The following is a 13,519-nucleotide window of genomic DNA, read 5'->3' as shown; positions in this document are numbered from 1 at the left end:
TTTATTTTAATATCCACAACCAATATAATTGATTGTGGATATTATTAAATTTATTCGAAACAGATGCTAAACTTTTATCCTTCTAATGAACAAGAGTTATTGAATCGAGCAGAAATGGCCGCTGGCTATAGCTTTGCTGAGATAGCTAAATATGTCAATATTCCTATCCCTGCTAATCTTAATAAACAAAAAGGATGGGTAGGCAATCTGATTGAAACTTATCTTGGTGCGAATGCCGGCAGTAAAGCAGAACAAGACTTTTCTAATTTAGGCATTGAACTAAAAACAATTCCAGTCAATAAAGAAGGTAAACCATTAGAAACTACCTTTGTTAGTGTTATTCCTTTAATGGCAAATCACGGTGTGATTTGGGAAACCAGCCATGTTAAATACAAGCTTAGCAAAGTACTTTGGATCCCGATCGAAGGGGAAAGAAGTATACCTCTTGCAGAAAGAAAAGTTGGAAAACCAATACTTTGGACACCAACTTTAGAACAAGAGCAACAACTTAAGCAAGATTGGCAAGAATTAATGGATATGATAGCTCTTGGTCAAGTTGAAAAAATCACCGCGCGTTATGGCACCTATTTACAGATCAGACCTAAAGCTGCCAATGGAAAAGCTTTAACTGAAGCCATTGGTGAAAATGGCGAGATTATTTTAACTCGCCCAAGAGGGTTCTATCTTAAAAAGTCATTTACTTCACAAATCCTACAGAATTCCATTGATCATTTAAGTTAAGAAGAAATGATCATTTAATTTCGATCACCCTTATTTTTTTAGCCTTACAAAATACTCCTTTTTTCGTTAAGAAAAAAACCATTTCTTTTATTTTGCAAGAAAATCAAATCTACGTCACATTTTTGCACATTAGTGATTTACTTTGAGCATTTGTGCATATAAATTCATTTAAACATTTGTGAAGCAACAAGAGAATTTGTGAAAGAGGTGTGAGATGAACTTTATATTAGCGGGTCATGGAAACATTGCCGTGGAAATGAAAAATAGCATTGAAATGATAGCTGGTGAGTACCCAAATGTACGGGCTATCACTTTTCAATTAGGTGATGGTATTGAGACATTAAAAGACAAATATCTAAAAATTATGAATCAATCAACTGAGCAACCATTCATCATTATTACTGATATTTTTTCAGGTAGCCCTTATAACGCAGCGGCAATGTTGGCAATGCAATCAGAAAACATCGAAGTCATCAGTGGTTTATCTTTACCACTTTGTTTAGCGTTATTACATCTTGATTACTCTTCAATTAGCCTTGAAGAAACTTTTGAACAACTTAATGACATGAAATCCGATTTCATCAAATCTTTCAAAAAAATAGCTAAAAATATCGCTGAAGAAGAGGAACTTTAAATGATTATAAATTTAGTACGCATTGATGACCGTTTAATACATGGTCAAGTCACAACAGTTTGGACCAAAGAAGCAAAAGCAGAAAGAATCATTGTTGTTAGTGATGAAGTTGCTAATGACGAAATCCGAGCCACATTAGTTAAACAAGCTGCACCTCCTGGAATTAAAGTTTCTGTTGTGAGTATTGAAAAAGCGGCAGCGGTTTATAAAAACCCAAAATATGAAAACGATACCGTGTTTTATCTTTTTACCAATCCAACCGATATTCTGCGATTAATCGAACAAGGTGTACCAATTAAGAGTATCAATATTGGTGGTATGTCTTTCAAAGCAGGTAAAAAGCAGATTACTAAAGCGGTGTCAGTGGATGAAAACGATGTATCGGCATTTAGAAAGATGCATGAGATGGGAGTTGATCTTTGCTTAAAAGTGGTAATTACCGATCCTAACGTCGATTTTATCAAGCTACTTGAACAAGAATTCCCTATTAATTAATAGGAATAAACAAGGAGGCAAAAAATGGAAATTTCATTATTTCAAATTGTATTAATATTCATCTTCTCTTGTATAGCAGGTATGGGAAGTGTGCTTGATGAGTTTCAAACTCATCGCCCATTAATTGCCTGTACCGTCATAGGCTTAATATTAGGTGATATAAAAACAGGTATCATTTTAGGTGGTACGCTTGAATTGATTGCATTAGGCTGGATGAATATTGGTGCGGCACAATCACCTGATTCAGCACTGGCTAGTGTTATATCCGCGATATTAGTTGTAGTAGGTAAACAAGATATTCAAACTGGAATCGCAATCGCCCTCCCCGTTGCAGCAGCGGGTCAAGTTCTAACGGTATTTGCAAGAACAATCACGGTTGCCTTCCAACATGAAGCTGATAATGCCGCAGAAAAAGTTCAATTCAAAAAAATAGAACTTTTACATTATAGCGCGCTTTTTGTACAAGCTTTACGAGTAGCAATACCAGCAACATTGGTCGCCATTTATGTTGATGCCAATACCGTTAACACCTTATTAAGCATGTTGCCAGATATTGTTACTGGTGGTCTTGCTGTTGCAGGTGGATTTATTGTGGTAGTTGGTTATGCAATGGTATTAAACATGATGATGGTTAAATATTTAGCACCTTTCTTCTATTTAGGCTTTGTTCTTGGAGGTTACTTAAACTTCAGTTTACTCTCATTCGGTATTTTAGGCGTTATTTTTGCCACCATTTATGTCCAATTAAATTCAAAGTTTAACACGACTAAAAATAGCGAAAAAAGTATTGTGGCAAATTCAATCATTGCTGATGACGAGTTAGACGATTAATAAATAAGGATTCTATTATGAAAGAAATGTTAAATACCATTCAAAAGAAAGATATTGTTAGTACATTTATTCGATCTAATTTTCAACAAGCATCTTTCAACTATGAACGAATTCATGCCTTAGCTTTCTGTGTGGATATGATTCCTACAATCAAACGAGTATACAAAACCAAAGAGGAGCAACGTGAAGCATTAAAAAGACATCTAACGTTTTTCAATACGACTCCAGCAATGTGTGGACCCGTTATAGGCGTTACCATGGCAATGGAAGAAGCTCGAGCAAATGGTGCTGATATCTCTGATGGCACAATTAACAGTTTAAAAGTTGGTTTAATGGGACCGTTAGCGGGAGTGGGTGATCCATTAGTATGGGGAACCTTACGTCCAATAACTGCAGCACTTGGGGCATCACTAGCACTAACCGGAAATATAGCTGGGCCATTACTGTTTTTTGTCTTATTTAACTTAATTCGACTTGCCATGAAATGGTATGGATTAACGTATGGATTATCTAAAGGAATCGGAATTGTTAAAGATCTTTCAGGTAATATTCTTCCAAAATTAACAGAAGGCGCAACAATTTTAGGCCTATTTATCATGGGTGTCTTAGTCACAAAATGGACCTCCATAAATGTCCCACTTATTGTATCCCAAACGACCGGCATGAATGGAGAAGAGGTCATTATGACAGTACAAGGCATTCTCAATGACCTTGTACCAGGATTATTGCCATTAGCGTTAACACTTTTGATGATGAAATTGTTAAGGAAAAAAGTCAGTCCAATAATTTTAATCTTTGCATTATTTGCGGTAGGTATTATTGGCTATGGTTTAGGTATTCTTGCTTAAGGTTAAAGCGTTAAAGAAATAAAAAATTGATCGTTGAAAATGAATAAAAAGGTTTAAAGCAATTACCGAGAACTTTATTAATAGTAATTTGATTTTTTAAAATAAAAACGCTTTAAACCTTTTCCTAAATAAATTTAACCATATTAGAGAATTAGAGGAATATATGAAAACTCAAGCAGTTAGACTGTATGGAAAAAATGATTTGCGATTGGAGTCATTTCAACTTCCTGAAATTACTGATGATGAAATTCTAGTTACAGTCATTGTAGATAGTATGTGTATGTCTTCATTAAAATTAGTCAATCAAGGTGAAAATCATAAAAAAACGCCACCCGACTTAAAAAATAACCCCATTATTATTGGACACGAATGCTGCGGTGAAATTATACAAGTGGGTAAAAAATGGCAACATAAATTCAAACCAGGACAAAAATATGTCGTTCAGGCCAATTTACAACTTTCTGATAGCCCATATTGCGTAGGTTATTCTTATCCTTATACTGGTGGTTGTGCAACTTACATGATAATTAACCATGATGTACTAAAACAAGACTGTTTGATTCCTTATGATGGACAAACTTATTTCGAAGGTGCATTAATTGAACCATTGTCGTGTATCATTGGGGCATTCAATGCTAATTTTCATTTAAAGCCAAATAGTTATGAACATATTATGGGCATAAAGCCTAATGGTAATCTGATTATTTTAGGTGGTACGGGCCCTATGGGTATGCTAGCAATAGATTATGCATTAGGGGGACCCATCGCACCTAAAAAGGTTGTCGTAACTGGTCGTAGCAAAGAGAAAATAGAACATCTAAAAACCCTTTATCAATCTCGTAATGGTATTGAATTAGAATTTGTAGATATTTCTAATGTCGATGATCAAGCGAAATTATTAAAAGATAAATCCACCACAGGAAGTTTTGATGATGTTTTTGTTTTCTTACCGTCTCAAGAGTTAATTCAACTCGCCTCTCAACTATTAGCGATTGACGGTTGCCTTAACTTTTTTGCTGGCCCCCAAGATAAAAACTTTTCGGCTGAAATTAATTTTTACGATGTTCATTATAACTTTACCCATATCGTTGGCACTTCAGGCGGTAATACTAATGATATGCGAGAAGCGGTGAAACTAATCGAATCAGGTTCAGTAGACGTGGCAAAAATCGTATCTCATATTATGGGTATCGATCAAGCAAGTAAAGTCACCCAAATACAGGACCAAATTAAAGGTGGAAAAAAATTAGTTTATACCCACAAAAAATTTGATCTTAAATGCATAGAATCATTAGATAAAAATGCGGATGATATTACTTTACAAAAAATACTCTCTAAAAATAATGGTATTTGGTCAAAAGAAGCTGAAGATTATGTTTTAAATTATTTTCCTGATATTGATTCTTGATTTATACTTTATTCAAATCAAGATGACATTTATTTGTGACATCTTGATTTGAATAAAAATATGGAGTTTTTTAATAACTAAAGATAATAAGATAACGCTACTATGATTAATCAAAATTTTAGCAACGACGAGTTTGAACAGCATAAGATGTTAATTAAGATTGCTCAATTGTATTATGAAGAGAATAAAACACAGTCCGAAATAGCAAAAATAGTTAACATACATCGCTCAAGCATTAGTCGAATGTTAAAAACAATACGCGAGCTAGGCATTGTTTCAATTTCGATTAATTATAATCTGTTACCTGATATAGCGTTAGAAGAAAAAATTTGTAATAAATATCATTTAAAACAAGTCATTGTTGTACCCGTCAACACTGATATAGACAATGAAAGTAAAAATCAGATTGTTTGTAATGTGGCAGCAAGTGTCCTACTCAAAAATATTACCGATAATGATGTGATTGGTGTGTCCTGGGGGCGCTCGATCAATTATATTGTGAATAGTTTAAAAAATGATAATGCTACATTTGAAAATGTTACCATCGTACCAATGATTGGTGGCCCTTCTGGCAAGATCGAAACAAAATACCACGTAAATAATATAGCTTGTAAACTTTCCGATAAACTTAAAAGTAAAGCAATATTAATTGATTACCCCGCTATCGTTGATACCGCTAATTTAAAAACTGAAATTGAAAAAACTCAACACATGAAAGAACTCAATGATTGGTGGAATAAGATCACAGTTGCTTTATTTAGTATTGGTTGTCCAGCTATATCCAAAAGCTCAATTTGGTATGGTTTTTATGGTGAACTTTTTCAAAAAATTACTAACAGAAAAATTGTCGGCGACATTTTATCGCGATTTTATGACAAAAATGGTAAAGAATTACAAACGCCATTCCATGATCAAATTATTGGCGTGACGTTAGAAAATTTAAAAAAAATCCCTCTAAAAATATGTGCAAGTGGCGACGCTGAAAAACTTAACAGTTTAATCGCTGCATTAAATGCAAATTATATTGATGTATTAGTCATTAGTGATGAAATGGCAAATCAATTAGTTAATTGATCTCATAAAAAAGCTGACACTTGCGTAAATTAAAACGCCATTTCAATTTTTATAAATTATTTTTTAAATTTGTGACTCTATTAACAGATTCTTAGACTATTAACCTAGATAATCATTTTTATACTTCATCTTTTTTATTCTTCATTAAGGAAAAAACATGTATCGTTTAATTATAAAAAATGGATTATCTATTAGTTTACTCACGCTTACCGCTAGTTTCGCTGTTATAGCTTCACCACCATTTGTTCCAGTTACTTTGGATAAACTTAATATTCCTAATAAACAATGTAATGTTAGAGATTATGGCGCTACCAATTGATTATTTGCATATTTCATTTGTTAATTTGTGATCCAAAACACAATTTGGAACGCTGTTTTAATTATAATGATCTTCAGTTTTGTTATTAAATTTGGAGCAAAAACATGGATCTTTTTCTAAATATATTTGGTCAGCCTGCTATCATTATTGCATTAGTTGCGTTCATAGGATTGGTACTACAGAGAGCAAAACTTTCTAAAATTATTACTGGCACCCTACTTTCATTTATTGGTTTTGTGTTAATTAAAACGGGTGGAAAAATCTTAGGTGGCGTGTTAATTATGTTCAGTAACATGTTTACTCATGCATTTGGAATGCATGGGGTCGTACCAAGTAATGAAGCCATTACCGCATTGACGATGGAATCACTTGGTACTAGTGCCGCCTTTATCCTCTTTTTTGCGATGATAATTAATCTACTATTAGCAAGATTTACCCGCTTTAAATCGATTTATTTATCATTGCATTTAGTGCTATTCATGGCATTTTCATTTACCGCAGCTTTACAAGGTATGGGCTATAATGGCTATATCATTGTTGCAACTGGCGCAATGATTATTGGCCTTTATATGGCGATATTTCCAACTTTACTCTCTAAATTTAGCCGTACAATAATAGGGAATAATGATTATTGTATTGCCCATGCTGGTACAGTTTCATACTTATTAGGTTCCTATTTAGGTAAATGGCTAGGAAATAAAAAAAATGATATCGAAAAGATTAAAATAAATGATCGTTTTAGCTTTTTAAGGCAATCAGATGTTGCGACTTTTATTACCATGTTTGTTTTACTATGCTTATCCGGTGCTTTTTCATCCGCTGAGTATTTGAATGAGATACTTAAAAACAATACGTTTATTATTTTTGCGTTGGAACAATCAGCTATTTTTGCCGGAGGACTCTATATTGCCAAAAAAGGGGTCGCTATTTTTACTGAAGAAATCATCCCAGCTTTTAAAGGATTTGCCCAAGTTGTCGCACCTGGTTGTGTGCCGGCTGTCGATCCAATGGTGTTATTTGATAAAGCACCAAATTGTGTATTAGTTGGTTTTATTGTGAGTTTCTTTACTGAAATAGCTTGTGTGGTCGTTTTCCCTTTTATTGGTTTACCTATTATCATTCCCGGAATTATGGCAAGCTTCATCACTGGTGGAACAGCAGCAATATTTGGTAACTCAACAGGTGGAGCAAGAGGAGCGGTTATTGCCTCTTTCGTTAATGGTTTACTTTTATGTGTGTTGCCAGCCCTCGCATTACCTCTCTTCAAATTTTTAGGTGTTGAAGGTGTAACCTTTGCTGATCCTGATTTCACATCCTTATCGTTAATCACTGAATTTATTGTTAAGCTATTTAGTTAATCAAAAAGTCCGTTGCTATAACGGACTTTTTCTCGATAAATTTAAATTAAATCAAACATTAATATTTTTGAATTTCTTTGATAATTATAGAGTTGTTTCTTTTTAATCGGTAGATCATCCACTTCAGCTGGATTAAAACCTTTTTCACGAAACCAATGAATGCTTCGAGTGGTAAGCACAAAGATTTTTTCTAATCCTAAATTATTAGCACTTTCTGAAATTTTTTCTAATAATAAATCACCGCGTGATGAGTTTCTATATTGTGGATGAATCGCCAAACAAGCCATTTCACCCATTTTTTCTTCTGGATAAGGGTAAAGCGCAGCACAGCCAATTGTCATATTATCACGTTCAATAATAGTGAATTTATCAATTTCCATCTCTAATTGTTCTCGTGAACGTTTAACTAAGATACCCTGCTCTTCAAGTGGTCGAATCAGCTCCAATATCCCACCTATATCATTGATTGTTGCCAAGCGAACTTGCTCTGAATGTTCCATAGCAACTTGTGTACCAATACCATCACGAGAAAACAGTTCTTGCAAAATAGAGCCATCTACTAAATAGCTAACTAAATGGCTACGACGGACGCCATTACGACATGCTTTGGATGCCGCACGCAAAAAACGAGCCTCACTAGATAGGTGTTTACCACATTCTTCTTTGCGATTAACATAATTATCAGCATCCACTGGGAACAGATCAGTTATTACATGATTTTGTTCATCAAGTACACCTTGTTCTGCACAAAAACTGATTAGTTTATCGGCTTTAAGTCGAATAGCTACTTCGGCTGCAACATCTTCTGACGATAAATTGAAACTTTCACCTGTAACTGACACACCTACAGGACCTAATAGTACAATCGAACCACGATTTAATTGCTCATCTATTGCTTCGTTATTAATTCGACGTATTTTACCTGTATGGCAATAATCAACACCATCATCAACACCTAATGGTTGTGCTATAACAAAATTACCACTAACCACATTTATATGTGCGCCTTGCAAAGGTGTATTATTTAAGCTCATTGATAAGCTGGCGGTAATATTAAGTTGTAATAACCCTGTTACCTGTTTAACTACATCTAGAGTTGGGCCATCAGTGATCCGAGTATTTTTATGGTATTTAGGTTTAATATTATGATTTTTCAGTGATTCATCTATTTGGTTACGCGCACCATTAACAATGACCAGTTTAATACCCAAGCTATGCAATAAACCAATGTCACTAATGATACTTGCATAATTATTACTTTTTAAAACTGCACCAGTTAATAAAATAACGAATGTTTTTCCTTGATGTGCATTAATATAAGGTACTGAATGCCTTAAACCATCAACGAGTTCAGTTGTTCTTTCTTTCATCGCACCACCATCCAAAATGAATATTTATTCATATTTTTTGTATTTTTATTTATTTTTTATCCAATGGCAAGTCTTTTTTGAAAAATTCAAGAACATAAAATAGATAAAACTATTTTATAAAAATAGCTTAGCGAATAGTTAATGGAAGATAATGAAAGAAGTAGAGTTAATGATTTTTCAGTTTTTCAATCATTTGATTTAGAATTAAATTTTCATCTTGATCAACATCTACAATATGATGAGCAGCATCATGATATAAAGGTAAACGTTCAGCAAGAACTTTCTCCATTTCGTCAGAAATTGATAAACCCGTTAATGATGGTCGTTGAGCAATATTAGGATCTTTCATCAAACGAGCTGCTAATATTTCAGCAGGTGCAGATAGAAATATGACGACACCATTTTGCTTCATAAACTGTCGATTTTTCTCAGCTAATACCATACCACCACCAGTTGCAATAACGCGATTTGGTTTAGCAGTATCAATAAGGACTTGGCTTTCTCTAGCACGAAAACCTTCCCAACCTTCTTTTTCTACAATCTCAGCAACCGTTTTTTGCGTGGTTTCAAGTAAATGACAATCTGTATCGATAAAAGAAAATGATAACTCTTTGGCTAACATTTTACCCATTGTTGTTTTGCCAGCAGCTCTTGCGCCAACTAAAAAAATTATTTTTTTCATTTTGGGCCCTTCTTGATATACAGATCTTAAAATAAGTTATTTATGTATGCTAGTGATTCATTTTTATTTTTGCAATATTTTTTTACAATTTGATTTTATTATCCATATGATTTAATGCAATTTACCTAGCATTCTTTAAACATAATCTAGCGTTGAGCATAACAATCAACACAACTTTTCTAAACCTCTAAAATAAAGTTCAGTAGCAATCGATTGATGCAATCGCCATTGAATCACATCTAATTCAGGATTCACTTTTTTAAACTCTTGGTATGTCATGAAATATCGAATGGTATTACTTCCTACACGATCATTAATACTATTGATAATCAGTTTTATTTTTTCACTACGAAGACTTTTTAATTCTTTCATTGTAGTTGCGACATTTTCAGGAACAGGTAAAACTCCGTTTTCCCAATCATGCCAAGTTTTTACGTCCGTTTTACCGATATACTCACTTGCCTCTGATACTTTTAGCATCAGAAAACGGCGAAATGCTTGTAACTCTAAATTAGTCATAAATACTCCCTTTTAATCACATTTTAAATTTATTAATCACTTTAACAATCTTAGCCGATTTAATAAATTTTTAAGATGAAGATTAAATATTCAGTCACCATCCCAATTGAATGAGATGGTTAATTTTTAGCTTTTATTTACCTGATAAAGCATCAATCACAGCTTGTTTTGCCCTATCTGAAAGCTCTTTTCCTGTCCAAATTTTAAATTGAGCATTTGCTTGACCAATAAACATCTCACGCCCAGAAATCGATTCCCATCCTGCTTTTTCAGCTTCTTGTCTAAACTTCGTGTTATATGGTGTGTACACAATATCGTAAGCTATGCCTTTACCTTTAAACCATGCTTGTTCATAAGGCGTTTGATCTTCAAATTTACCTTGCATACCTAATGGAGTAGAGTTGACAATAATTTGTGCTTCAACTTTATCTCTATCTGCCCAAGCTACCGTTTTAAGATTAAATTCTTTAGCTAATGCTTGGGGTAAATCAGTGACAATATCGGTAACTGTTATATCACTATATCCAAGATCTTGTAATCCAACAACCGCCGCACGTGCTGCACCGCCCGCCCCAAGTATTAACACTTTTTTATATTCAGCTGGTAATTTTTTTTGCGCTAGTGGTTGCATAAAACCAATAATATCGGTGTTATCGCCACAAAGCTTATCACCATCCCAATAAACTAAATTAGCTGCACCCGCTTTTTTAACATGATCAGTGACTTCATCTAAATAAGGAATAATAGTTTGTTTGTGAGGGATCGTAACGCACAAACCACGGATATTTAGTAATCGTACTGATTTAAAAAGTGTCGCAATTTCCTCTGGTGGTGTAGGAAAAGGTACAAGTACGGCAGGAATACCATAATCTTGGAAAGATGTAGTATGAATAAGTGGGCTCATACTATGCCCCAAAGGATAACCGATAATGCCATAGATGCTATATGGCGTAAACTGACTCATACTATCTCCTTGAAAGTAAATAAATTCAGACTAATAGATGAAATTTAAAATCCATAGTATTAAAACACAATTATTATAAGATTAAATCGTTTTATATTGAACAAAAACAATCTAAATTATGAGATAATTATTTCGTCATCATAATCAATTTAGAATTATTAATCTTTTTCAATTAAAAACTTATTTTTAAGCTTAGATAAGATAATGCTTGAGAATTTACCTGTAAAAGCGTATACTTCGCTACCTCATTATTATGGGTGTAGTGTGAGAGGTTAGACTGCTTCTCAAATAGAACTGCAGCAAACTAAAAGCCTGACGAGGTTAATTCCATTAACATATTACGCCCAAGGCTTAAGCATAGAAATTTCGGAGAATTATTGACATGTCACGAGTATGCCAAGTAACAGGAAAAGGTCCTTTAGTGGGAAATAATCGTTCTCATGCGATGAATGCTACTAAACGTCGTTTTCTACCAAATCTTCAAACTCACCGTTTTTGGGTTGAGAGTGAAAAACGTTTTGTAAAATTACGTATATCTGCTAAAGGTATGCGAACTATCGATAAAAAGGGTATTGATGCAGTTTTAGCTGAACTTCGTGCCCGTGGTGAAAAGTACTAATAAGGAAACCATATCATGGCTAAAGGTGTACGTGAGAAAATTAGATTAGTTTCTTCTGCTGGTACCGGTCATTTTTATACCACTAGCAAAAATAAAAGAACAATGCCTGAAAAAATGGAGATCAAAAAATACGATCCTGTTGTTCGTCAGCACGTTGTTTATAAAGAAGCTAAAATTAAATAATTTTACTTTTAAATAAAAAACCCAGCTTAGCTGGGTTTTTTTATATCTATGATTGTGATAATTAGATTAAATTAATAAAAAAGCTCCAGTTTCAACTGAAGCCTTATAAATTAAATGATGTCTTATTTTAAATATTCTTGCTCATATGCTCTTGCTTTTTTATCATCAAAAGCATGTTCCCAGCGTGCAATAACAATAGCCGCTAAGGCATTACCAACCACATTAACCACAGTGCGTCCCATGTCTAATATACGCTCAACTCCCATGATATAGCCAATATAATCAAGCGGTATATCAATACTGCCCAAAGTCGCAGAAAGTACCAAAATTGAGGCACCTGGTACACCAGCAATCCCTTTTGACGCTATCATCAATGTTATAACGATGATAATTTGATTTAGAATGCTTAATTCCATACCACATAATTGCGCGAGAAAAATAACAGTTATACTTTGATATAATGTTGAACCATCAAGATTAAATGAATATCCAGTAGGAATAACAAAACTCGTAATTGCTTTCGGTGCACCATAAGCTTCCATTTTTTCAATGATCTTAGGCAAAGCTGTTTCAGAGCTTGCAGTTGAAAACGCAATGACGAGTTCTTCTTTCAATATTTTTAATAAGGTAAAAATATTAAATCGGCATAATTTACAAACTAAACCTAATATGACCAAAGTAAATATAATCATTGCTGAATAAACAGTTAAAATCAATTTCAGTAATGGCAATAATGAAGCGAATCCATATTTGGCAACAGTTACCGTGATTAATGCAAATACCCCAATAGGGGCGTAACGCATAATCATATTAGTGACTTTAAACATTGTATCTGATACCACTTTTAACAAGAATAAAAATGGATCACGCTGTTTATCCGGTAACGACATTAAGCCTAAGCCAAAAAAGACACAGAAGAAGATAACAGGTAAAACTGCACCATCAGACATTGCTTTAAAGATATTAGCTGGAATCATGTCTAAAATCATAACAATTAAACCGTGAGGTTTACCGCTAAGTTCTTCAGCTGCTTTAGTATATTTACTAATATCTGCTGAGGCTAACGTTGAAGAATCAATTCCCGCGCCAGGTGCAAAGAAATTTCCCCAAAAAAGACCTAATAAAATGGCAATAGTGGTAATAATTTCAAAATAAAGAATAGTTTTAAAACCAAGCATTCCTAAACGTTTTGAACCACCAATGCCTGCTATACCTAACGTTAAAGTACTAAGAATAATTGGTAATACAATCATCTTAATTAAGCGGATAAAGATATCACCTGCTGGTTGGAAAATATTAACAATTGCAAATTGATAATATGAATGTAATTCATGATTAGGATCAGCTAATTCATATAGAAAAGCACCTGCCACTACACCTAAGACCAAGGCAATTAAAATTTGCCAAGCAAGATTAGTTACAACTTTTTTTATAGAGAAAGACATGTAATTCTATTCCTTGTCGTGGTTTTCGA

General features: G+C 33.7%; 16 protein-coding genes. 11 read left to right on the top strand and 5 right to left on the bottom strand.

Annotated features, from left to right (window positions below; genetic code table 11):
• Positions 1-63: 63 nt before the first annotated feature.
• The 9 genes from mutH (at position 64) to GYM76_RS00785 (ending at position 7,708) form a co-directional block, all read left to right on the top strand.
• The gene (gene mutH / locus GYM76_RS00825; protein ID WP_220225570.1) at positions 64-741 is read left to right on the top strand and encodes a DNA mismatch repair endonuclease MutH; all 678 of its coding nucleotides are present in this window, start codon (positions 64-66) and stop codon (positions 739-741) included.
• A 214-nt stretch (positions 742-955) separates the two neighbouring features.
• Positions 956-1,375 (top strand): PTS sugar transporter subunit IIA, encoded by a 420-nt coding sequence (locus GYM76_RS00820; RefSeq protein ID WP_220225569.1) that lies wholly within the window; start codon positions 956-958, stop codon positions 1,373-1,375.
• Entirely contained in the window at positions 1,376-1,870 is a 495-nt protein-coding gene (locus tag GYM76_RS00815; RefSeq protein WP_065561991.1) for a mannose/fructose/sorbose PTS transporter subunit IIB, read from the top strand.
• A gap of 24 nt (positions 1,871-1,894) precedes the next feature.
• Positions 1,895-2,701 carry a PTS mannose/fructose/sorbose transporter subunit IIC gene (locus GYM76_RS00810; RefSeq protein WP_220225568.1) on the top strand — a complete coding sequence of 269 codons (807 nt, stop codon included), beginning with the start codon at positions 1,895-1,897 and terminating at the stop codon, positions 2,699-2,701.
• Positions 2,702-2,718: 17 nt separating this feature from the next.
• Positions 2,719-3,549, top strand: a complete 831-nt coding sequence (locus tag GYM76_RS00805; protein WP_255561360.1) for a mannose/fructose/sorbose PTS transporter subunit IID — start codon at positions 2,719-2,721, stop codon at positions 3,547-3,549.
• Positions 3,550-3,712: 163 nt separating this feature from the next.
• A complete protein-coding gene (locus tag GYM76_RS00800) occupies positions 3,713-4,957 on the top strand; it encodes a zinc-binding dehydrogenase (RefSeq protein WP_220225567.1) in 1,245 nt (414 codons plus the stop codon).
• A 102-nt stretch (positions 4,958-5,059) separates the two neighbouring features.
• Positions 5,060-6,031, top strand: a complete 972-nt coding sequence (locus GYM76_RS00795; RefSeq protein ID WP_065561987.1) for a sugar-binding transcriptional regulator — start codon at positions 5,060-5,062, stop codon at positions 6,029-6,031.
• Positions 6,032-6,188: 157 nt separating this feature from the next.
• Positions 6,189-6,350 (top strand): hypothetical protein, encoded by a 162-nt coding sequence (locus GYM76_RS00790; RefSeq protein WP_220225566.1) that lies wholly within the window; start codon positions 6,189-6,191, stop codon positions 6,348-6,350.
• A gap of 104 nt (positions 6,351-6,454) precedes the next feature.
• Positions 6,455-7,708: a PTS ascorbate transporter subunit IIC gene (locus GYM76_RS00785; protein ID WP_220225565.1), complete on the top strand. Its 1,254-nt coding sequence runs from the start codon at positions 6,455-6,457 to the stop codon at positions 7,706-7,708.
• Between the two features lie 41 nt (positions 7,709-7,749).
• Here GYM76_RS00785 and argA read toward each other — a convergent pair whose 3' ends face one another.
• From argA to aroE, 4 genes are all read right to left on the bottom strand, one after another.
• Positions 7,750-9,078 (bottom strand): amino-acid N-acetyltransferase, encoded by a 1,329-nt coding sequence (argA, locus tag GYM76_RS00780; RefSeq protein ID WP_065735021.1) that lies wholly within the window; start codon positions 9,076-9,078, stop codon positions 7,750-7,752.
• A gap of 166 nt (positions 9,079-9,244) precedes the next feature.
• Positions 9,245-9,760: a shikimate kinase AroL gene (gene aroL, locus GYM76_RS00775; RefSeq protein ID WP_065561984.1), complete on the bottom strand. Its 516-nt coding sequence runs from the start codon at positions 9,758-9,760 to the stop codon at positions 9,245-9,247.
• 165 nt (positions 9,761-9,925) lie between these two features.
• A complete protein-coding gene (locus GYM76_RS00770; RefSeq protein ID WP_220225564.1) occupies positions 9,926-10,279 on the bottom strand; it encodes a DUF1870 family protein in 354 nt (117 codons plus the stop codon).
• A gap of 133 nt (positions 10,280-10,412) precedes the next feature.
• Positions 10,413-11,243: a shikimate dehydrogenase gene (gene aroE, locus GYM76_RS00765; RefSeq protein WP_220225563.1), complete on the bottom strand. Its 831-nt coding sequence runs from the start codon at positions 11,241-11,243 to the stop codon at positions 10,413-10,415.
• 382 nt (positions 11,244-11,625) lie between these two features.
• Between aroE and rpmB the strand changes: the two genes are divergently transcribed.
• Together rpmB and rpmG are read left to right on the top strand one after the other, a co-directional pair.
• On the top strand, positions 11,626-11,862 hold the full coding sequence (gene rpmB, locus GYM76_RS00760) for a 50S ribosomal protein L28 (protein WP_025314527.1): 237 nt from the start codon (positions 11,626-11,628) through the stop codon (positions 11,860-11,862).
• Positions 11,863-11,877: 15 nt separating this feature from the next.
• On the top strand, positions 11,878-12,045 hold the full coding sequence (rpmG, locus tag GYM76_RS00755; protein ID WP_034884348.1) for a 50S ribosomal protein L33: 168 nt from the start codon (positions 11,878-11,880) through the stop codon (positions 12,043-12,045).
• A 122-nt stretch (positions 12,046-12,167) separates the two neighbouring features.
• On the opposite strand, the gene gltP is transcribed toward rpmG, so the two are convergent.
• Complete coding sequence (gene gltP, locus GYM76_RS00750) at positions 12,168-13,478, bottom strand: glutamate/aspartate:proton symporter GltP (RefSeq protein WP_370632593.1); 1,311 nt, start codon at positions 13,476-13,478, stop codon at positions 12,168-12,170.
• Positions 13,479-13,519: the final 41 nt, after the last annotated feature.

Origin of the sequence: Gilliamella sp. ESL0443, from assembly GCF_019469165.1 — a bacterium.
Taxonomy (GTDB): domain Bacteria; phylum Pseudomonadota; class Gammaproteobacteria; order Enterobacterales; family Orbaceae; genus Gilliamella; species Gilliamella apicola_E.
Note: the sequence above shows the minus strand (reverse complement) of the source record. Positions and strands in the feature narration are given on the sequence as shown.